Genomic DNA, 19,424 nt, shown 5'->3' with positions numbered 1-19,424 from the left:
GGCAGGCGCTGGTCACTCGGTCTTGGCGAATTTCTCAAGGATATTCTGCATCGACTGGTCCAGCCGGATGCGCCCTGCGTCAACGGCTTTGACATAGGCGGTCAGCGGCGCCTCGAACGCGGGTGCCATCTGCACGAGGCGCGGCGTAAAGGCATAGGTTGCAGCCGCAATCGCCGCGACTAGAACCACCGTCACAAAGCCCCCACGGAACCCGCCCGCTGCGCTTTTGTCCTGTTGGACGCCGAAGGGGGTCGACAAGGTGCTGCGATCCGAGGCCGATGCAAGCGTCGAATTGATCTCCTCGACATCGGGCAGGCGCTCGCGGCCTTTCGGCGCGTCAGTGGGCGCATCATCGTCGAGATCAAAGAAAATTTCTTCGTCGTCAGGGGCAGGATCGGGTTTGCGGGATGCTTCTTGCAGCCCCAGTTCGGGCTGGCTTTGCATCTCTGAGATCCCCTCGGCGCGGCGGTGCGCGGCCTCGCGTTCGGCTTCTTCGCGCAGGATCGCCAGCATGGAATCATCCACCGTCTTGCGCGGCGTTGCCCCCACTGTTGGTGCAGGCGTCAGGGTGTCGTCGTAATCGCTATCCTCGAAATAGTCGTTGGACACGGGCGACATCGGGCTGTCTGGCTGATCGGCCATCATTGCCGCGATGACACTGCTCAGATCTTCTGTGGATGGTGCCGTTTCGGTCTGGGCGGCCGCTTCCTCGGCAGGAGGCTCTGCGGACGCTTCAACCATGTCCTCTTCCGGCGCTTCGCCGTCCTGATCGGTCCAGCCAATCAGGTCGCTCTCGTCAGCGGGCACTTCCCAGGCATCCGCGCTCGGGCTTGGCTCTGCGGGCTGAAAATGTGCTGCTTCGGGGCCGGACTGGAACCAGTTATGGCCGCACCCCGAGCACTGGACGTCGCGTCCACCTTCGGGGATCACAGAGGCATCAACCTCGTATTGGGCACCACAATTGGGGCAAATCAGCCGCATTCGATTTCCGAAACCTGTGCCAGAGCGTCTTCGCCATTCTGGCATTCCACTTGTGCATGTTGTAGCAAGCGATCTGACATTATCCAAGTCTTAGAGTTGTTTGCGGCGCTGGCGCCGAAAAATGCAAGCAAAGGTTGAGAGCGTCCTGTGATCGAACTGCAAAATGTCGCGATGAATTACGGTGGTGGCGAGTTGCTGTCGCAGATGTCCTTGCGTCTGCAGCCGGGGTCGTTTCACTTTCTGACCGGCCCTTCAGGTGCGGGCAAAACGACGTTCCTCAAGCTGTGCTACGCCGATCTGACGCCGTCTTCGGGCGAGCTGCGGATCTTCGGCAAGGATGTGCGCCAGATGACGCGCGACGAAACCGCCGCCAGTCGCCAGCGGATCGGGATTGTGCATCAGGATTGCCAGTTTCTTGACCATCTGTCGTTGGCAGAGAATGTCGCGCTGCCGCTGACGGTTTCGGGGCGGCCTGTCAATGCGGACGAACTGCACGAGCTGCTGGGGTGGGTCGGTCTTAGCCGTCGCGCAGACGCCCTGCCGCCCGAGCTTTCAGGCGGCGAGCGTCAGCGTGCCGCCCTTGCCCGCGCGATCATCATGTCGCCCGATGTCATTCTGGCCGACGAACCGACGGGTAACGTGGACTGGGAAATGTCGATGCGCCTGCTGTCGCTGCTGATCGAGCTGAACAAGATGGGCAAGACGGTAGTGATCGCGACCCATGACCTCAATCTTATCCGCTCGGCCAAGGCGCAGGTCTCGGCGCGGGTGCTGCGGATCGCCAACAAGCGGCTTCATCTGGCGGGGGCGGACCTGTGAAAAAGCTGATGTCGATGTTCGGTGGAGAGACTTCGGGCGCGGACCGCGTGGTGCCGCCGACCGGATTTACCGCGCGGCTGACGGTGTTTTCCTCGGCTGCGATGGCGTTTCTGGCGGTGTTCGCGCTGGCCTTGTCGCTGGCCACGGGGCGTCTGGCGGATCGCTGGTCGGATGCCTTGGCGCGCTCGGCCACGATCCGCATTTCGGCGCCTGCCGACCAGATCGAGGCGCAGCTTGCCGCAACGCTTGAGGTGCTGGCCACGACGCCCGGCATCGCCAGTTATCGTGCGATTGATGCGGACGAGATGAAAACACTTCTGAACCCGTGGTTCGGGCCGGATCTGCCGGTCGATAGCCTGCCCTTGCCGCAGCTTGTCGAGGTGGTCGAGGATGCCGACGGAGTCGATGCCGAGGGGCTGCGCCTGCGCCTGTCGGTCGAGGCTCCGGGTGCCCTGTTCGACGATCACACCCGCTGGCGCCGCCCGCTTGTTTCCGCCGCCGAGCGGTTGCGGATGCTGGGTCTGCTGTCTCTGCTGTTGATCGGTGGTGCAACCGCTGCGATGATTACCCTTGCGGCACAGGCCGCGCTGGCGGCGAACCGTCAGGTGATCCGTGTGCTGCGGCTGGTCGGCGCGCTTGACCGGTTTATCGCCCGTGCCTTCGTGCGCCGCTTTACCCTTCGCGGGCTTTGGGGAGCGAGCGTGGGGACCGTTTTGGGAATGCTGGCTGTCGCGCTTTTGCCGCAAACCAATGAGGCGGGCGGCTTTCTGACCGGCCTTGGTTTTGCCGGTTGGGCGTGGACCTGGCCGCTGGTGATCCCGCCCCTTGCGGCGGCTGTTGCCTTCTTCTCGACGCGCTTTGCCGCGTTCCGAATGCTTAAAGGAATCGCATGATGCTCGTGATCCAGTATATCCGCTCTTTCATCTTCATCGTGCAGATGTATGTGGCGCTGGCGGCCTTTGCTGTATTCGGCCTGCCGATTGGGGTTCTTGGTGGGCGGATGGGGGCAATTGCCGTTGCGCGCGGCTATGCCCATTGGGTGCGAATTTCCGCGCGCTGGCTGGTCGGGTTGCGCTCGGAAATTCGCGGAGAGATCCCGACGGGCGATGTGCTGATCGCCGCGAAGCACCAGTCGTTCTTTGACATCCTGATGATCTTTTCGGCGGTTCCGAAGGGCAAGTTCATCATGAAAAAGGAACTCGTCTGGACGCCGTTTGTCGGCTGGTATGCCTATCTGATGGGCTGTATTCCGGTGGATCGGGCCAAGCGCGGCAAGGCAATCAAAGGCATGGTCGATGCGGCGAAAAATGGCCGGATGCAGGGCGGGCAACTGATTATTTTTGCGCAAGGCACGCGCGTCGCGGCGGGGGCGAAGCCGCCCTATAAGGTAGGTGCGGGGATGCTTTATCGCACGCTGAAATTGCCCTGCGTGCCTGCGGCGACGAATGTGGGCGTGTTCTGGCCGCGCCGGTCCATGCTGCGCAAACCGGGGCTGGCGGTGGTCGAGTTCCTGCCGCCCATCGCACCTGGTCTGTCGGTTGATGATTACATGACGCGCATCGCCGACGAGATTGAAACCGCTTCGGACGTGCTGATGACCGAAGCGGGCTTCCCGATGCCGGAAAATGCGTTCGAATAAAGGGCAGGCCGCTTAGGCCGCCAATCCCTTGGACCCCATAGCAAGGAATTTCTTGCGCCGCGCCAGGATCAACTCGCGCGGAGCTTTGCCGCCAAGCTCTTTCAGCATTGCGGCGATCTCGGCGCCGACTGCCTCAATCGCGGCGTGTCGGTCGCGCTGAGCGCCGCCAAGCGGCTCTTTGATGATCCGGTCGATGACGTCGAGCTTCTTAAGGTCTTGCGCGGTCAGGCGCAGCGCCTCGGCGGCCTCGCGCATCTTTTCGGCGTCCTTCCACAGGATCGAGGCGCAGCCCTCGGGCGAAATGACCGAGTAGACCGAATGTTCCAGCATCGCGATGCGGTCGGCGGTAGCAAAAGCAACAGCGCCGCCCGAGCCGCCCTCGCCAATAATTACCGAGATTACCGGAGCACCGACGCCAAGGCATTTCTGCGTCGATCGCGCGATGGCCTCGGACTGGCCGCGTTCTTCCGCGCCCTTGCCCGGATAGGCGCCGGGGGTGTCGATCAGCGTGACAACGGGCAGGCCGAAACGGTCGGCCATATCCATCAGGCGCACCGCCTTGCGATAGCCTTCGGGGCGCGCCATGCCGAAATTGCGTTCGATCCGCGAGTGGGTGTCGTGGCCTTTTTCGTGGCCGATCACCACGACCGGCTGATCGTTGAACCGCGCAAGCCCGCCCATCACCGCGTGGTCGTCCGCGAAATTGCGGTCGCCAGCAAGCGGCGTGAATTCGGTGAACAGCGCGTCGATGTAATCTTTGCAATGCGGACGGTTCGGGTGCCGCGCGACCTGACATTTGCGCCAGGGCGTCAGATCTTTGTAGAGATCCTTGAGCATCTGCGCGGCCTTCTTGTCGAGGGCGGCGGCCTCTTTCTCGACGTCCATCTCTTCGTTCTTGCGGGCAAGGGCGCGCAATTCTTCGGCTTTGCCTTCGATTTCAGCGAGCGGCTTTTCGAACTCGAGATAAGTAGTCATCGGAACCTCAGCGTTTTCACAGCGCCCTATATGACCGTGCGGAAGGTGAAATGCAACGGGCGGTTAGGGCTTCGTCCGCGCCTCGCGCAGAACGATGAATATCCCGCTGCCCGCAATGATCGCAGCGCCAAGATAGGTGGCGAGGTCGGGCAGGTCGCCCCAAAAGAGCCAGCCAAGCAGGCTTGCCCATATGAGTGCCGTGTAGTCCAGAGGCGCGATGATCGAGGCGGGCGCCATGCGGAAGGCTTGGGTAATCATCGTGATCCCGGCGGTTCCGAATATCGCGACCCCGGCAAACAGCAGCCAGTCTTCGGTACGCACCGGCACCCAGATGAAGGGAACAATAAAACTGAGGAGGATGGCGCTTGAGCCGGTCAGATATAAAAGCATCGTCCAGACACTTTCGCGCGCATCCACAAACCGTGACCCCAGCATCAGAAGTGCGTAGAAAAACGCGGTCCCCAACGCCAGAAGTGAGGCTGGCTGGAACGTTGCGCTGCCGGGGCGGACCACAATCAGAACGCCGCAAAACCCGACCAGAACCGCCAGCCAGCGGCGGGGGCCAACCTTTTCCTTCAGGACGAGCGCGGAGAGCGCGGTAATTAGAATCGGTGCGACAAAGGCAAGGGCGGTCGCTTCGGCAAGGCCAAGCTGACTGAGGCTGCTGAAGAACATTGTTGCCGCGATGATCCAAAGCCCGCCACGCAGAAAATGCGCAAGTGGCTTGTATGAGATAAGCGCCGGTCGTCCACCCAGCCAACGCGCCAGCGCTATTGCAAAAGGCAGCGCGATGATGTTTCGCAGAAACAGGATTTGCAGCGGTGAATAGGTCGTCGTCAGTTCTTTGGCGATGGCGTCATTGGTGCACAGAAAAGCCACGCCCGCGCACATGGTCATCGTCCCGAGTGTCGCGCTTTGCCGCATCTGTTTGTTCCGCTGAAAAGGGCTTTGGGCAAGTGTTAGCGTCGTCGGGCGTGGCGGAGAAGGGGTCACAAAAAGAAACGCCCCGATACGAAGATCGGGGCGTCCCTGTTCCCTCATGCAGCCGGGCCTCCCCTCCCTGCCGCTCCGGGATGTCTTGCACTGGTTACTGGCGCGAACTGGTCACACGAAGCTCGTCGTCCTTCGCAAAGTGATCAACCGTTGATCATCTCTGCCTGACGGACGATCACTTCTGCCTGACGGATGGACGCTATGTCAACCAGTCGTCCTTTGTAGACGGTCGCGCCCGAGCCGGACTTTTTGGCTTCTTCCATCGCGGCGAGGATTTCGCGCGCTTCGGTCACGGCCTCTTCCGATGGGGTGAAAACCTGATTGGCGAGCGCGATCTGCTTCGGATGGATCGCCCATTTGCCGACCATGCCAAGCGTCGCGGAACGCTTTGCCTGAGCGATAAACCCTTCATCATCCGAGAAATCTCCGAACGGGCCATCGACCGGCAGGATGCCGTGGGTGCGGCACGCAGCCACAATCGCGGCCTGCGCCCAGTGCCACGGATCGGACCAATACTGCTGTCCGCCGCGCAGCATGTAATAGTTCTCCTGCGTGCCGCCGATGCCGGTTGTCGCCATCCCCATGGAGGCGGCAAAATCGGCCGCGCCAAGGCTCATGGCCTGCAAACGGGGCGAGGAAGCGGCGATTTCTTCGACATGGGCAATGCCCGCAGCCGATTCGATGATGACCTCAAGCGAGACCTTTTTGGTGCGCCCCTTGGCAGCCTCAATCGCGGTAATCAGCGCATCCACCGCGTAAACGTCTTCCGCACAGCCAACCTTCGGGATCATGATCTGGTCGATGCGCTCGGAGCCTTCCTCCAGCAGTTCGACGACATCGCGATACCAATAGGGGGTATCCAGCGCGTTTATCCGAACCGAGAGGTATTTGGTGCCCCAGTCGATCTCGTGGCTGGCTTGAATGATGTTGCGGCGGGCCTGCGCCTTGTCGTCGGGCGCGACCGAATCTTCGAGGTCGAGGTTAATGACATCAGCCGCCGAGGCTGCCATCTTCGGGAACAGCTTGGTGTTCGAGCCGGGGCCAAAAAGCTGGCAACGGTTAGGACGGGCGGCGGGAGTGGGTTGAACGCGGAAGCTCATGGCGCGGGCCTTTCGCAATGATGTTTCATGGTTGTTGTGCGTTTGGATATATTGTTGCGCGCACCATTTCAAGCGCTCCTTCGCACCTGCAGCAATGCTGGCGCGGCGGAGATTCGTTTTGCGCAGGGCGCCTGGTGGATAATAATCTTCGAGTAATATTTAATAGCGTCGAAGATTATTCGATATGTTGCTGGCGGGGTTCGCAATAATCACCGGAAATTTCCGTCAATGCGGGTAGTATATACGGCAACACCTCTTACCCTTATAGGAGCCGCAGATGATCAAGACCCCTTACCTTCTGTTTCTGGGCGATGCGCCGGATCAACTGGCGGCCAAAGTTGCGCAGGGCGTAAAAGACTGGCGTCCCGAGTTCGCTATTGGCCAGTTCCGTATGGAGGGCTGCAACGCCGATATGGGCCCGCCGGATATGGGGCTTCAAGAGGCCATCGCGGCGGGCTGCAAGACGCTGGTGATCGGCGTCGCGAACCGCGGCGGCGTTATCAGCCCGGCGTGGAAAAAGGTTTTGGTGCAGGCGCTTGAGGAGGGGCTGGACATCGCCTCGGGGCTGCACAACCTGCTGCGCGATGAGGCCGATCTGGTCGCGGTGGCCGAGGCTTGCGGGCGCGAGCTGCATGACGTGCGCATCCCGTCCGTGAAATACCCGATTGCGAATGGAGTGAAGCGCACGGGCAAACGCTGCCTTGCGGTTGGCACGGATTGCTCGGTCGGCAAGATGTATACGGCCCTGTCGATGGAGCGTGAGATGCACGCGCGCGGCCTGAACGCGACCTTCCGCGCGACCGGCCAGACCGGCATTCTGATTACCGGCGACGGTGTGCCGCTGGATGCGGTGATCGCGGATTTCATGGCCGGTTCGATTGAATATCTGACGCCCGACAATGATGCCGACCACTGGGATCTGATCGAAGGGCAAGGCAGCCTGTTCCATGTCTCTTATTCGGGCGTGACAATGGCGCTGATCCACGGCGGCCAGCCCGATGCGTTGATCCTGTGTCACGAACCGACGCGCGCCCATATGCGCGGGCTTCCGGGGTATAAGCTGCCGTCGCTGAAGGCGCTCAACGATCTGGCGCTGGAGCTGGCAAAGGTGGCGAATCCGGCTTGCCATGTCGTGGGGATTTCGGTCAACACGCAGCATATGGCCGAGGACGAGGCACGCACCTATCTGGCCTCGCTTGAGCGGGAGTTCCGCCTGCCCGCGACCGACCCGTTCCGCTTTGGCGCGGGTAAGCTGGTGGATGCGTTGGTGCAGGGCGATCAATACGCCCTTGCAGGCTAAGGCCTGACGCGGAAATACTGCCGCCAGAGCAGACAGGAGACAGCGATGATCGGAGTTCAGGCCGATATTTTCCGGCTGGCCGAGGCCTTTACGATTTCACGCGGATCACGGACCGAAGCGAAGGTGCTGACCGTAACAGTGAACCGTGGCGGAGCGCGCGGGCAGGGCGAATGTGTGCCCTATGCGCGCTACGGCGAAAGCCTCGAATCGGTGATGGTCGAGATCGGCGCGCTGCCCGAAGGGATCACGCGGGCCGTGCTGCAAGAGGCTTTACCGGGTGGGGCCGCACGCAATGCGGTCGATTGTGCGCTTTGGGATCTTGAGGCAAAGCGCGCAGGCGTTCGGGTCTGGCAGCTTGCGGGCCTGCCCGATCCGGGGCCGGAAATCACCTGCTATACCTTGTCTTTGGATACGCCCGAGCGGATGCGAGAGGCCGCCCGCAAACACGCCGCCCGTCCGATCCTGAAAATCAAGCTGGGCACGCCCGACGACATTCCGCGGCTAGAGGCCGTGCGCGAAGGGGCGCCCAATGCACGCATCGTGGTGGACGCGAATGAGGGTTGGACGATCGAGCAATTCCTTGATTTTCAAAGCCATTTGAAACGCTTGGGCGTTGCGCTGGTCGAGCAGCCCTTGCCTGCTGCCGATGATGAAGCGCTTCGCGGGATCAAGCGGCTTGTGCCGATTTGCGCCGATGAAAGCTGCCATACCCGCGAAGGGCTGACCGATCTGCGCGGCAAATACGATGTCATCAACATCAAGCTGGACAAAACCGGCGGCCTGACCGAGGCGCTGGCGCTGCGCGAACTGGCCCGCGCCGAGGGCTTTGGCGTGATGGTGGGTTGCATGGTCGGGTCATCGCTTGCGATGGCGCCCGCGACCCTTGTCGCGCAAGGAGCTGCTGTGACGGACCTTGACGGGCCGCTTCTTCTGGCCGAAGACCGTGCGACGCCGCTTCGTTATGCAGACGGCATGGTATTTCCCCCCGAAGCCGCGCTTTGGGGCTGAGGCAAGGAGACTGGAATGAGCCGCATCGTTTATCTGAATGGCGAGTATCTGCCCGAGGAAGAGGCGAAAATCTCGGTTTTTGACCGCGGCTTCGTGATGGGCGACGCGGTCTACGAGGTAACCTCGGTTCTGGGTGGCAAGATCCTTGAATTCGAAGGCCATATGGCCCGCCTCGCCCGCTCGATGGATGCGCTGGATATGTCGGGCAACCTGAGCCGCGACGAATGGCTGGAGATCCACCGCGAACTGGTCGCGCGCAATGCTATCGACGAGGGTCTGATCTACCTTCAGGTCAGCCGTGGCAACGCAGGCGACCGTGATTTCCACTATCCGCCCGAAGGCACCCCGCCGACCATCGTTCTGTATACGCAGGCGAAAGCGAACCTTGCTGACGACCCGAAGGCGCAGAAGGGCATTAAGGTCATCTCGATGGAAGACCTGCGCTGGCACCGTCGCGACATCAAAACCGTGCAGCTTTTGTATCCGTCGATGGCCAAGATGGCTGCTGAAAAGGCGGGCAAGGACGATGCGTGGTTTGTCGAGGACGGCTTTGTGACCGAAGGCTCGTCGAACAACACCTATATCGTGAAGGGCGGCAAGATCATCACCCGCCAGCTGAGCCACGACATCCTGCACGGGATTACCCGCGCATCGCTGCTGAAATATGCCGCCGAAAGCCAGATGGAAATCGAAGAGCGCCCCTACACGATCGAAGAGGCGCAATCGGCGGATGAGGCGTTCTACACCTCGGCGTCGGCTTTCGTGATGCCGGTGGTCGAGATCGACGGCGTTGCGCTGAACGGCGGCAATGTTGGCCCCGTCGCGACTCGTCTGCGCGAGATTTATCTGGATGAAAGCCGCAAATCCGCGCTGTAAGGCGCTGATGCACAGAATAGGAAAGGGCGGCTTGCGGGCCGCCCTTTTTGTTTAGGCTGCAAGCCCTGCCAGAACGCGCTCCAGCACAGAGGCCAGACGTTCGGCCCAAAGCTTTTGCTGGTCGTCGGTTTCGATCAGGTCGTTGCGCAGTTCGATCAGCACATTCAGGCGCCCCGGTGTCAGCGCGTGCCGGTCGATGGAATCGCCGGGCAGGTGGCCCGAATACGGCTCGTTATCGCCGACGCAATAGCCTTCGTCGCGCAGCGCTGCGATCAGTGGAACGGCCAGACGCGAATCCTGATGCGAGTGCAGGACGCCGATTTCCCACGGGCGCGGCTGACGCCCCTTAAGGCAGGGCGTGAACGAATGGATTGCGCAGATCACCGTATCATCACGCTGCCCCGCAAGATCGGCCAAAGCGCCGTGATAGGGGCGATACAGGCGCGAGAGGCGATGCTCGACTTCTGCATCGTCAACATGGCGGTTCGCGGGAATGATCGTGCCGTCATAAAGGCGCATCACAAGGGTCGGGTCGTCCTCGCCGCGGTTCGGGTCGATCACAAGGCGCGAGAAATTGCTCGCGATCATCGGCGCATCCAGGCAATCGGCCAGATGCCGCGCCAGCCCCAGAGAGCCGACATCATAAGCGATGTGCCGGTTCATATCGGCCTGCGAAATCTCCAGATCGCCGCTATTCACCCAGTCCGGCACGGTGTTGCTTGCGTGATCTGCGGTAATCAGCCAGCGCGAGGGGCGCTCGGCGCCGTGAGTGTTGTAAGCGGGGTGCTGTGTCATCGTCCTGCCATCTGGATGCGTCAGGTAAGATTTACGCGAGAGATTTGGGTTGCGCCAGTTGTGCTGTGCGACAATTTGCGCCATACGTTGCGGCGGCCCACGATATGACACGAACTAACCAGGATCGATCACGCATGAGACGCTTGCGCAATGTGAAGATCGTGGCCACGCTGGGCCCCGCCTCTTCCGACTATAAAACCATCCGTGCCCTGTTCGAGGCCGGTGCCGATGTGTTCCGCCTGAACATGTCGCACGGCACCCATGACGAACAGCGCGCGCGTTACGACATTATCCGCCAGATCGAGGTCGACACAGGTCGCCCGATTGCCGTTCTGGCCGACCTTCAGGGGCCGAAGCTGCGTGTCGGCACCTTTGCGGCAAGCGCCGCCGATCTGGAGGAAGGGGACAAGTTCCGCTTCGATCTGGACAAGGAAGAGGGCACGAACCACCGCGTTTGCCTGCCCCACCCCGAAATTTTCGCGGCTCTTGAACCCGGCGCCTCGCTTCTGGTGAACGACGGTAAAATCCGCCTCAAGGTCGAAGACTGCGGGCCCGATTTCGCCAATTGCGTTGTGACGGTTGGCGGCACGATCTCGAACCGCAAGGGCGTGAATGTGCCCGACGTGGTTCTGCCGCTGGCGGCCTTGTCCGAGAAAGACAAGAAAGACCTCGAATTTGCTTGCTCGATGGGCGTTGACTGGCTGGCGCTGTCCTTTGTGCAGCGCCCCGAAGATGTGCTGGAGGCCAAGGCTCTGGCCAAAGGCCGCGCGCAGGTCCTGTCGAAAATCGAGAAACCGGCTGCGGTGAAGGCTTTCGCCGAAATCCTTGAGGTTTCGGACGGCATCATGGTGGCGCGCGGTGATCTGGGCGTTGAGCTGCCCGTTCACTCGGTTCCGCCGATCCAGAAAAGCCTTGTGCGCAAGTGTCGTGCGGCTGCGAAGCCCGTGATCGTGGCAACCCAGATGCTGGAAAGCATGATCGAAAGCCCGATGCCGACCCGCGCCGAAGTGTCCGACGTCGCAACCGCGATCTATGAGGGCGCGGATGCGGTGATGCTTTCGGCGGAATCAGCGGCTGGCCGCTATCCGGTCGAGGCCGTGTCCACGATGGATAACGTGGCCCAGTCGGTCGAGAGTGACCCGACCTACCGCGAAGTTATCGAAGCCTCGCGCAAGGCCAATCGCCAGACCGTTGCCGATGGGATCGTGGCGGCGGCGCGTGAAATCGCGGAAACCACCGAAGTCGCGGCGCTGTGCTGCTATTCGCAATCGGGCAAAACCGTTGCTCTTGTCGGGCGCGAGCGTCCGCGCGTGCCGATCATCGCGCTTTCGCCGGTGGCAGCGACGCTGCGCAAGGTTTGCCTTTATTGGGGCGTGCACTCGGTCCATTGCGACTATCTCGAGCGGTTCAAGTCTGCCGTGGTCAATGCGGCCCGTGCGGCACGCGACTATGGTTATGCCTCCGAGACCGACCAGATTGTCGTCATCGCGGGTGTGCCGTTCAACGTTACCGGCTCGACCAACATTCTGCGCGTCGCGCCCTGTGACGAGCGATTGATTTACAGCCAGGACCCGGAGTAACCTTCCCCTAACCAAGAAGGTGGGGGCGCCTATGGCCGGTGTTGACAGCGATCTGTAGCTGGTAATCGGAATTATCGTCGGGGGTTTTGCGATCCCCGCGGTTCTCTCGGCGATGTCCGATTCGCGCCCGCCCTGTGCTGCGGCTGTTGCCTTTGTGATCGGCGGCGGGTTGATCCTCGCCGCCTTTATGACGCGGCCCGGCGGGTATAGCTCGGGGCAGATCCCCGAGGCGTTTATTCGCGTTATCGCGCGGTTTCTGAACTGAAACCGCCCGAATTCGCGGCTTTCCCCCTTGCCAAATAGGGCGCGCCCGTCTATCAGGCGCGCTCGCATACCTGCGCGGCCGGCCGGAGTGGCATGCCGAGTCGCGTTTAAACTCTGATTAAAGGAGACCGAAATGCCCAAGATGAAAACGAAGTCCGCTGCCAAAAAGCGGTTCAAATTCACCGCGAACGGTAAAGTGAAGGTCGGTGCTGCTGGCAAACGCCACGGCATGATCAAGCGCTCGACGAAGTTCATCCGCGACACCGCGGGCACGATGGTTCTGGCTGATTGCGATGCCAAAATCGTCAAAAAATACATGCCCTACAACCGCTGATCGGGGAGAATTGACCAATGGCACGCGTTAAATCCGGCAAAGTGACCCACGCCTCGCACAAGAAAGTGCTGAAGAAGGCAAAAGGCTACTACTCCTCGCGCTCGCGCAACTTCCGCACCGCGACTCAGGCTGTCGACAAGGCAAACCAGTACGCAACCCGCGACCGCAAACAGCGTAAGCGTAATTTCCGCGCCCTGTGGATCCAGCGTATCAACGCTGCTGTCCGTCTGGTGGATGCAGAAATGACCTACTCGCGCTTCATCAACCTGCTCGGCAAAGCTGGCATCGAAGTGGACCGCAAAGTCCTCGCCGATCTGGCCATCCACGAGCCGGAAGCATTTGGCGCCATCGTCGAACAGGCGAAGGCTGCTGCGTAAGCAGTTCCAAGCTGAATTCAAAAGGCCGCCCTTCGGGGCGGCCTTTTCTTTTGGCGGCTGCCCGCGCTCAGAGGCGCGTCGCGCCCATGTCCTGCGCGATCTTCTCGATCGAATCGTCGGCTGCCCAAACGGTCTGGTCATTTTGGAGCACGACGCGGATTTCCACCGAGGCCAAATCGGCGGGTGAAACACCAAGAAGCACGGCATAGCCAACCGAGGCTCCTTCGCCCAGAGTTTCCGCCGTTACGGCGTCCGAGGATGCTGGCGTCACCAGAGTTGCGGCCCCCGGATCGGTCTGTATTTCGCTAAGCGTATAGCCGAGTTCCAGTGAGTTGGTGCCTTCGGGCAGATCAATTCCGGGCGCATAGACCCCAAGCAAAAGCGCATCTTCCTCTGGATTGAAGTCGGTCACGACCGCGCCGGGATTGTCGCCGCTTTCGCTGTAGATCATCAGGTGATCGTGGCCAGCGCCCAATGACACCAGATTGATCCCATCCTCGATGATCAGGCCATCATCGCCCTCGCCCGCCACAATCACATCGGTGTTGTTCTCATCGCCATCGGCGTTGTCGATGATGTTGTCATTTCCGGCCCCGCCATAAAGCACATCCGAGCCGCTCCCGCCGAGGATGAGGTCATCACCACCGCCACCATTGCCAAAGACCGCATCGTGTTCTTCGCCAACCTCTTCGGGAATGACGATCAGATCGCGCCCCTCGCCACCCTCGATGTCGGCAAATCCGTTTTCATCGACATAGGGCAGAAGCAGGTCATCTTCGGTCTCGACCTCGCCTTGGGCCAGTAAGGGGTCTTGCCCGAGGGCCGCTTCCATCTCGCTGATCTGGGTTTCATCAAGCAACGCAAGGTTGCGCGTCAGATCAGCGTTGTCGACCTCTTGCTCGGGTGTGGGATCGCCGCTGTCAAACATACAGGTCGCCGCCGCGACACCTGCAATGGCGATAGAGAATAGCAACAACAAAGCAAGTACACAGGTACTCCACATAATACAAAAAACAAAACTCTTGGCGAATTGCCTACCACAACTGCAGCATTTTGTCTTGCAGGTATGGCCTTGCGCAAAGACCAAGGTTGCAAAGCCTGTGGCTGGCGGCTAACCCAAGCGCAACAGATCGAGGATGACACATGGACGCGCTGCGCAACAAATTCCTTTCCGCCATTGATGCTGTGGCCGACGAGGCCGCGCTCGAAGAAGTCCGCCTTGCCGCGCTTGGCAAGAAGGGCGAGATCAGTCTGAAAATGCGCGAGCTGGGGAAGATGACCCCGGAAGAGCGCCAGACCGTCGGCAAATCGCTGAACGTGCTGAAGGACGAGATCGACGCTGCCCTGCGCGCCAAGAAAACCGCGCTGGCCGATGCCGCCCTTGATGCGCGTCTGCGCGACGAGTGGCTGGACGTGACCCTGCCCGCGCGCCCGCGCCGCCAGGGCACGATCCACCCGGTCAGCCAAGTCATGGACGAGGTCACCGCGATCTTCGCTGACATGGGCTTCGCCGTGGCCGAGGGGCCGCAGGTTGAAAGCGACTGGTATAACTTCGACGCGCTCAACATCGCGCCCGAACACCCCGCGCGGCAAGAGCATGACACGTTCTTCATGAACCGCGACGCCGCAGACCCGCGCCCGCCGCATGTGCTGCGCACCCATACCTCGCCGGTGCAGATCCGCGCGATGCAAAAGCAAGGCGCGCCGATCCGCGTGATCGCGCCGGGCCGTGTGTATCGCATGGACATGGACCAGACCCACACGCCGATGTTCCATCAGGTCGAGGGTCTGGCGCTTGGCAAAGACATCTCGATGGCGAACCTGAAATGGGTGCTGGAAGAGTTCTGCAAAGCCTTCTTCGAGGTCGACGAGGTCGAGCTGCGCTTCCGCGCCTCGCACTTCCCCTTCACCGAGCCGTCGGCCGAGGTCGACATCCGCTGCTCGTGGGAGGGCGGCCAGCTGAAAATTGGCGAGGGCAAGGACTGGATGGAGATCCTTGGCTCGGGCATGGTGCACCCCAAGGTGCTTGAGGCCGCGGGCATCGACCCGAACGAATGGCAGGGCTTTGCCTTCGGCATCGGGATCGACCGTCTGGCGATGCTGAAATACGGCATCCCCGACCTGCGCGCGTTCTTCGATTCCGACCTGCGCTGGCTGCGCCACTATGGCTTTGCCGCCCTTGATCTGCCGACAGTGTTCGGGGGGTTGAGTAAGTAATGGCCGCCGTAGCCAAACACTTGATCGGCCTGATTTTGGGTGCCGCCCTCGGCGCCCTAATGGTTGTGGCCCTGTGGTTTGTGCTTCAAGGCGTCATGTATCTGTTTGACGCCGATCATGTTCGTTTCAGGGCGCCGATCTTCGTGTTATTTCTTCCACTGATCGGTGGGTTTTACGGATGGAAGTTCGGGCCATTTGTTCTTGATTCTGGCGGGCCGATTGCGTCAGACGTGAGAGGGCTGTGGGGGGGCTCTGTTGCAGCGAGAGCCTTTATCGCGGGGCCAATTGCGTGGGCTGTGTTGGTTCTCGCCTTTATCTGGGTGTTTGAACCAGACCCATTTTACTCAGGTCTTAACCGCCTGCGAGGAGATCGTGCGGCGTTGCTCGCTAAGCTGCTGATTTTCCCGCCGTTGGCTGTAGGCGCAATCTACTGGGTCTTTACCCAAATACGAGGCAAGAAATGAAATTCACCCTCTCCTGGCTGAAAGACCATCTCGATACCGAGGCTTCCCTCGACGAGATCCTTTATGCGCTGACCGATCTCGGGCTTGAGGTCGAAGAGGCGATCAACCCGCTGGAAAAACTGGGCGGCTTTACGCTGGCCAAGGTTATCCATGCCGAACAGCACCCCGATGCGGACCGTCTGCGCGTGTGCCGCGTGATGACCGACGAGGGTGAAAAGCAGATCGTTTGCGGTGCGCCCAACGCGCGCGAGGGGATCACCGTCGTTCTGGCAAAACCGGGCGATTATGTGCCGGGCATCGACGTGACGCTGTCTGTTGGCAAAATCCGTGGGCTGGAAAGCCACGGCATGATGTGCTCCGAGCGCGAGCTGGAGCTGTCGGACGAGCATAACGGCATTATCGAACTGCCCTCGGGCGAGATCGGGCAGAAGTTCTCGGACTGGCTGGCGGAAAACCGTCCCGAGACCGTGGACCCCGTGATCGACATCGCCATCACGCCGAACCGCCCCGATGCGCTTGGCGTGCGCGGTGTGGCGCGTGACCTCGCGGCGCGTGGCCTTGGGCGGCTGAAACCGCTGGAGGTCGAGGCGGTGCCGGGCGGGTTTGACAGCCCGATCAAGGTGGAAATCGACGCGAGCCTTAAGGAAAAGGGTTGCCCGCTGTTTGCTGGCCGCCTGATCCGCGGCGTGAAGAACGGCCCCAGCCCCGAGTGGTTGCAAAAGCGGCTGGAGGCGATTGGCCTGCGTCCGATCTCGGCGCTGGTCGATATTACCAACTTCTTCACCTTTGACCTGAACCGCCCGCTGCACGTCTTTGATGCGGCCAAGGTCGCGGGCAACCTGCGCATCGTGCCCGCGCAGGGCGGCGAAGAGTTCCTTGCGCTGGACGACAAGACCTACACGCTGGGCCAGGGCCAGATGGCGATCATCGATGACAATGGCGTCGAAAGCCTTGCTGGCATCATGGGCGGCGAGCATTCGGGCTGCACCGAGGATACCGTCGATGTGTTCCTTGAAAGCGCCTATTGGGACCCGATCACCATTGCTGCGACGGGCCGTGCGCTGAAGATCAATTCGGATGCGCGCTACCGGTTCGAACGTGGCGTGGACCCGGCCTTCACCCTTCCGGGGCTGGAGCTGGCCACGCAGATGGTGCTGGACCTGTGCGGCGGTGAAGCCTCGGCAGTAGTGATGGATGGCGCTGTGCCGGATACGACCCGCGCCTACCGTCTGGACCCGGCCCGCGTCAGCAGCCTTGTCGGCATGGATATTCCGGCGGATGAGCAGCGTGCGACGCTGGAGGCATTGGGCTTTGCGCTGAACGGTGACATGGCGACCGCGCCAAGCTGGCGTCCCGACGTTCTGGGGGAGGCCGATCTGGTCGAAGAGGTCGCCCGTGTGGCCTCTCTGACCAAGCTTGTCGGCAAGCCGCTGGCACGTGAAACCGTTGGCGTGCCAAAGGCGATCCTGACGCCGATGCAGGTGCGCGAGAAAACCGCGCGCCGGACCATCGCGGCGCTCGGCTACAACGAATGCGTGACCTATTCCTTCATCGACGAGGCCTCGGCCGCGCTGTTCGGTGGTGGCGAGAATGCGACGCGCGTCGATAACCCGATCAGCTCGGAGATGACGCATCTGCGCCCCGACCTGCTGCCGGGCCTCTTGCAGGCGGCGGCACGCAATCAGGCGCGCGGCTTTGCCGATCTGGCGCTGTTCGAGGTGGGGCCCGCCTTCACCGGCGGTGAGCCGGGCGATCAGCACATTCAGGCAGCGGGGCTTTTGGTTGGCCAAAGCGCACCGCGCGACCCGTGGGGTTCGCGCCGTCCGGTTGACCTGTTCGATGCCAAGGCCGATGCCGAGGCCGTGCTGGCCGCCATCGGTGCGCCCGCGCGCGCGCAGGTGAACCGCGATGTGGCGGGCTGGTGGCATCCGGGCCGCTCGGGCAAGGTGGCGCTTGGGCCGAATGCGCTGGCGACCTTTGGCGAGGTGCACCCGAAGGTGCTACGCGAGATGGGCGTCAAGGGTCCGGCGGTTGCCTTTACCATCTGGGTTGAATCCGTGCCCTTCCCGAAGAAGAAAGGCGCGACCCGCGCGGCGCTGGACATTTCGGACCTGCAAGCGGTCGAGCGCGATTTCGCGTTCGTGGTGGACAAGAACGTCGAGGTTCTGAAAGCCGTGAATGCCGCGCTTGGGGCCGATAAGGCGCTGATCGAGTCCGTATCGGTCTTTGACCAGTTCACCGGCGCCAAGGCCGAAGAGCAGATGGGGGCGGGCAAGAAGTCGATCGCGCTGAGCGTGCGGTTGCAGCCTCGCGACAAGACGCTGAAAGACACCGAGATCGAGGCGGTTTCCGCCAAGATCATCGACAAAGTCACCAAGGCGACGGGCGGCACGCTGCGCAGCTAAGCGCGCACCCTTTGCGACGATATGGGCCTTCCCCGAAAGGGGAAGGCCTTTTTGTTGGCTCTAGAACCGTTTGCGGCGCGGCACGACGGGGATGGTCGTGCGCGCATAGTGCGTGGCGGGGTGGGGCGGCTGGCCATGCGTCTGGCCCCAGAACATCGCACCCCCCAAGCGCAGCCACAACGGCACCACCAACAGCGCCCCCGCGACAAAGCCCCCCGCATGGGCCCAATAGGCGACGCCCGCTCCCAGATCGGCGCTGACCCCGTTGAAAAGCTGGATGCCGAACCAGACGCCCAAAACGACCCAAGCCGGAATCGGGAGGATCTTGAAGAAGATCAGGAAGATGAACAGCACGTCCACGCGGGCTTTGGGAAACAGCAGAAGATAGCCCCCCATGACCCCCGCGATAGCCCCCGACGCCCCGACCATCGGAGCCGTGCTGCCCGGATCAGAGGCGATCTGTGCTAGGGCCGCCGCCAGCCCGCCCGCAAGGTAGAAGGCCAGAAACCGCCCGTGCCCGAGCTGGTCCTCAAGATTGTCACCAAACACCCAGAGAAACAGCATATTCCCCGCGATATGCATAAAGCCCGCATGGACGAACATATGCGTCAGAAGCCCCGTCAGATCGGCCGCGTGACTGACCGCATCGGGATGCAGCGCAAGCTGATACCAGAGATAGGTGTAATTCGTGCCAACTGGCCAGGTGATCAGAAACACCAGCACATTCGCCGCGATCAAGGCCCAGGTCACATAGGGCGTGCGGCTTGAGGGGTTATGGTCGCGTATCGGAAACATGGGTCGAGTGTGGTGATTGTAGCGCGGGCGTCAAGCGGGCATCGCCTAGCGGCGCGCGCGGATCACGGGGGTCTCGCCCTCGAACATCACCAACTCGTCGCTTATGATGCTGACACGTTCCACCCGCCCGATATGCGAATGGAACGCCTGCTCGACCTGCATCCGCTCGGGCGGGCACATCATGCGGGTTCCGGCCAAGGCGCCGAAACGGATCGCCTCGCCTGTGGTCTCGAAGCGACCATTGAAGCGGTTGCACCCTGAAGCCCCCGCGATCACGCCTGCTTCGGGAACGTCAATCGTGACCGCAATCCCGTCGGGAACGGGGGTGCCTGCAATTTCGACAACGCTCCAATGATCGCCCGTTTCCAGGGTGCCTGCCGTGCCGGTGGTTTCTGCCTTGCAGCCCGCGACGGTCAGAATAACACCCAACAACATCAAAATACGCATGATTGGCCCCTCTTTACTCAAAGGGAGCCAATCACGGCAGGGCGCCCGCGGGCAA

Annotated in this window: 21 protein-coding genes; 13 read left to right on the top strand and 8 right to left on the bottom strand. The window is 61.6% G+C overall.

Annotated features, from left to right (window positions below; genetic code table 11):
- Positions 1 to 12: 12 nt before the first annotated feature.
- Entirely contained in the window at positions 13 to 981 is a 969-nt protein-coding gene (locus RYZ20_RS06190) for a zinc-ribbon domain-containing protein (protein ID WP_317671497.1), read from the bottom strand.
- Between the two features lie 147 nt (positions 982 to 1,128).
- Here RYZ20_RS06190 and RYZ20_RS06185 point away from each other — a divergent pair, with 147 nt between their 5' ends.
- Genes RYZ20_RS06185 through RYZ20_RS06175 form a run of 3 tightly spaced genes read left to right on the top strand, consistent with a single transcriptional unit; the run spans position 1,129 to position 3,439 of the window.
- Positions 1,129 to 1,800 carry a cell division ATP-binding protein FtsE gene (locus RYZ20_RS06185; RefSeq protein ID WP_317671495.1) on the top strand — a complete coding sequence of 224 codons (672 nt, stop codon included), beginning with the start codon at positions 1,129 to 1,131 and terminating at the stop codon, positions 1,798 to 1,800.
- 8 nt (positions 1,801 to 1,808) lie between these two features.
- Complete coding sequence (locus RYZ20_RS06180) at positions 1,809 to 2,693, top strand: cell division protein FtsX (RefSeq protein ID WP_317672189.1); 885 nt, start codon at positions 1,809 to 1,811, stop codon at positions 2,691 to 2,693.
- Positions 2,693 to 3,439, top strand: a complete 747-nt coding sequence (locus tag RYZ20_RS06175; protein WP_317671492.1) for a lysophospholipid acyltransferase family protein — start codon at positions 2,693 to 2,695, stop codon at positions 3,437 to 3,439. Before RYZ20_RS06180 ends, RYZ20_RS06175 begins: the two co-directional genes overlap by 1 nt.
- Positions 3,440 to 3,451: 12 nt before the next feature.
- Here RYZ20_RS06175 and RYZ20_RS06170 read toward each other — a convergent pair whose 3' ends face one another.
- The 3 genes from RYZ20_RS06170 to RYZ20_RS06160 all read right to left on the bottom strand — a co-directional run bounded on the left by RYZ20_RS06170 (position 3,452) and on the right by RYZ20_RS06160 (position 6,507).
- Positions 3,452 to 4,414: an acetyl-CoA carboxylase carboxyltransferase subunit alpha gene (locus RYZ20_RS06170; RefSeq protein WP_317671490.1), complete on the bottom strand. Its 963-nt coding sequence runs from the start codon at positions 4,412 to 4,414 to the stop codon at positions 3,452 to 3,454.
- 63 nt (positions 4,415 to 4,477) lie between these two features.
- The gene (locus RYZ20_RS06165; protein ID WP_317671488.1) at positions 4,478 to 5,338 is read right to left on the bottom strand and encodes a DMT family transporter; all 861 of its coding nucleotides are present in this window, start codon (positions 5,336 to 5,338) and stop codon (positions 4,478 to 4,480) included.
- A 212-nt stretch (positions 5,339 to 5,550) separates the two neighbouring features.
- Positions 5,551 to 6,507 (bottom strand): L-malyl-CoA/beta-methylmalyl-CoA lyase, encoded by a 957-nt coding sequence (locus tag RYZ20_RS06160; RefSeq protein WP_317671486.1) that lies wholly within the window; start codon positions 6,505 to 6,507, stop codon positions 5,551 to 5,553.
- A 277-nt stretch (positions 6,508 to 6,784) separates the two neighbouring features.
- Between RYZ20_RS06160 and dgcN the strand changes: the two genes are divergently transcribed.
- Genes dgcN through RYZ20_RS06145 form a run of 3 tightly spaced genes read left to right on the top strand, consistent with a single transcriptional unit; the run spans position 6,785 to position 9,691 of the window.
- Positions 6,785 to 7,807, top strand: coding sequence for an N-acetyltransferase DgcN (gene dgcN, locus RYZ20_RS06155; protein WP_317671484.1), 1,023 nt, complete (start codon positions 6,785 to 6,787; stop codon positions 7,805 to 7,807).
- 45 nt (positions 7,808 to 7,852) lie between these two features.
- Entirely contained in the window at positions 7,853 to 8,815 is a 963-nt protein-coding gene (gene dgcA / locus RYZ20_RS06150; RefSeq protein WP_317671482.1) for an N-acetyl-D-Glu racemase DgcA, read from the top strand.
- Positions 8,816 to 8,830: 15 nt separating this feature from the next.
- Positions 8,831 to 9,691, top strand: a complete 861-nt coding sequence (locus tag RYZ20_RS06145; protein WP_317671480.1) for a D-amino-acid transaminase — start codon at positions 8,831 to 8,833, stop codon at positions 9,689 to 9,691.
- A gap of 51 nt (positions 9,692 to 9,742) precedes the next feature.
- Here the strand turns inward: RYZ20_RS06145 and RYZ20_RS06140 are convergent, their stop codons facing one another.
- Positions 9,743 to 10,486, bottom strand: a complete 744-nt coding sequence (locus RYZ20_RS06140; protein ID WP_317671478.1) for an N-formylglutamate amidohydrolase — start codon at positions 10,484 to 10,486, stop codon at positions 9,743 to 9,745.
- Positions 10,487 to 10,620: 134 nt separating this feature from the next.
- Here RYZ20_RS06140 and pyk point away from each other — a divergent pair, with 134 nt between their 5' ends.
- From pyk to rplT, 4 genes are all read left to right on the top strand, one after another.
- Positions 10,621 to 12,066 carry a pyruvate kinase gene (gene pyk / locus RYZ20_RS06135; protein ID WP_317671476.1) on the top strand — a complete coding sequence of 482 codons (1,446 nt, stop codon included), beginning with the start codon at positions 10,621 to 10,623 and terminating at the stop codon, positions 12,064 to 12,066.
- 112 nt (positions 12,067 to 12,178) lie between these two features.
- Positions 12,179 to 12,331: a hypothetical protein gene (locus RYZ20_RS06130; RefSeq protein WP_317671474.1), complete on the top strand. Its 153-nt coding sequence runs from the start codon at positions 12,179 to 12,181 to the stop codon at positions 12,329 to 12,331.
- 132 nt (positions 12,332 to 12,463) lie between these two features.
- On the top strand, positions 12,464 to 12,664 hold the full coding sequence (rpmI, locus tag RYZ20_RS06125) for a 50S ribosomal protein L35 (protein ID WP_317671472.1): 201 nt from the start codon (positions 12,464 to 12,466) through the stop codon (positions 12,662 to 12,664).
- Positions 12,665 to 12,681: 17 nt separating this feature from the next.
- Complete coding sequence (rplT, locus tag RYZ20_RS06120; protein ID WP_317671470.1) at positions 12,682 to 13,041, top strand: 50S ribosomal protein L20; 360 nt, start codon at positions 12,682 to 12,684, stop codon at positions 13,039 to 13,041.
- Between the two features lie 67 nt (positions 13,042 to 13,108).
- Here the strand turns inward: rplT and RYZ20_RS06115 are convergent, their stop codons facing one another.
- Positions 13,109 to 14,017, bottom strand: a complete 909-nt coding sequence (locus RYZ20_RS06115; protein WP_317671468.1) for a hypothetical protein — start codon at positions 14,015 to 14,017, stop codon at positions 13,109 to 13,111.
- 167 nt (positions 14,018 to 14,184) lie between these two features.
- Between RYZ20_RS06115 and pheS the strand changes: the two genes are divergently transcribed.
- The 3 genes from pheS to pheT are packed head-to-tail and all read left to right on the top strand — an operon-like array spanning position 14,185 to position 18,127.
- Positions 14,185 to 15,258: a phenylalanine--tRNA ligase subunit alpha gene (gene pheS, locus RYZ20_RS06110; RefSeq protein ID WP_317671466.1), complete on the top strand. Its 1,074-nt coding sequence runs from the start codon at positions 14,185 to 14,187 to the stop codon at positions 15,256 to 15,258.
- Positions 15,258 to 15,722, top strand: coding sequence for a hypothetical protein (locus RYZ20_RS06105; protein WP_317671464.1), 465 nt, complete (start codon positions 15,258 to 15,260; stop codon positions 15,720 to 15,722). The genes pheS and RYZ20_RS06105 overlap by 1 nt, the downstream gene beginning before the upstream one ends.
- Positions 15,719 to 18,127, top strand: coding sequence for a phenylalanine--tRNA ligase subunit beta (pheT, locus tag RYZ20_RS06100; protein ID WP_317671462.1), 2,409 nt, complete (start codon positions 15,719 to 15,721; stop codon positions 18,125 to 18,127). Before RYZ20_RS06105 ends, pheT begins: the two co-directional genes overlap by 4 nt.
- A 60-nt stretch (positions 18,128 to 18,187) precedes the next feature.
- Here the strand turns inward: pheT and RYZ20_RS06095 are convergent, their stop codons facing one another.
- The gene (locus tag RYZ20_RS06095) at positions 18,188 to 18,922 is read right to left on the bottom strand and encodes a rhomboid family intramembrane serine protease (RefSeq protein WP_317671460.1); all 735 of its coding nucleotides are present in this window, start codon (positions 18,920 to 18,922) and stop codon (positions 18,188 to 18,190) included.
- 45 nt (positions 18,923 to 18,967) lie between these two features.
- The gene (locus RYZ20_RS06090) at positions 18,968 to 19,369 is read right to left on the bottom strand and encodes an META domain-containing protein (protein ID WP_317671458.1); all 402 of its coding nucleotides are present in this window, start codon (positions 19,367 to 19,369) and stop codon (positions 18,968 to 18,970) included.
- Positions 19,370 to 19,424: the final 55 nt, after the last annotated feature.

It is taken from the genome of Pseudothioclava alba, from assembly GCF_033100795.1.
GTDB lineage: Bacteria > Pseudomonadota > Alphaproteobacteria > Rhodobacterales > Rhodobacteraceae > Pseudothioclava.
The sequence above is the reverse complement of the archived record's forward strand: the minus strand, read 5'-3'. Positions and strand labels throughout refer to the sequence as shown.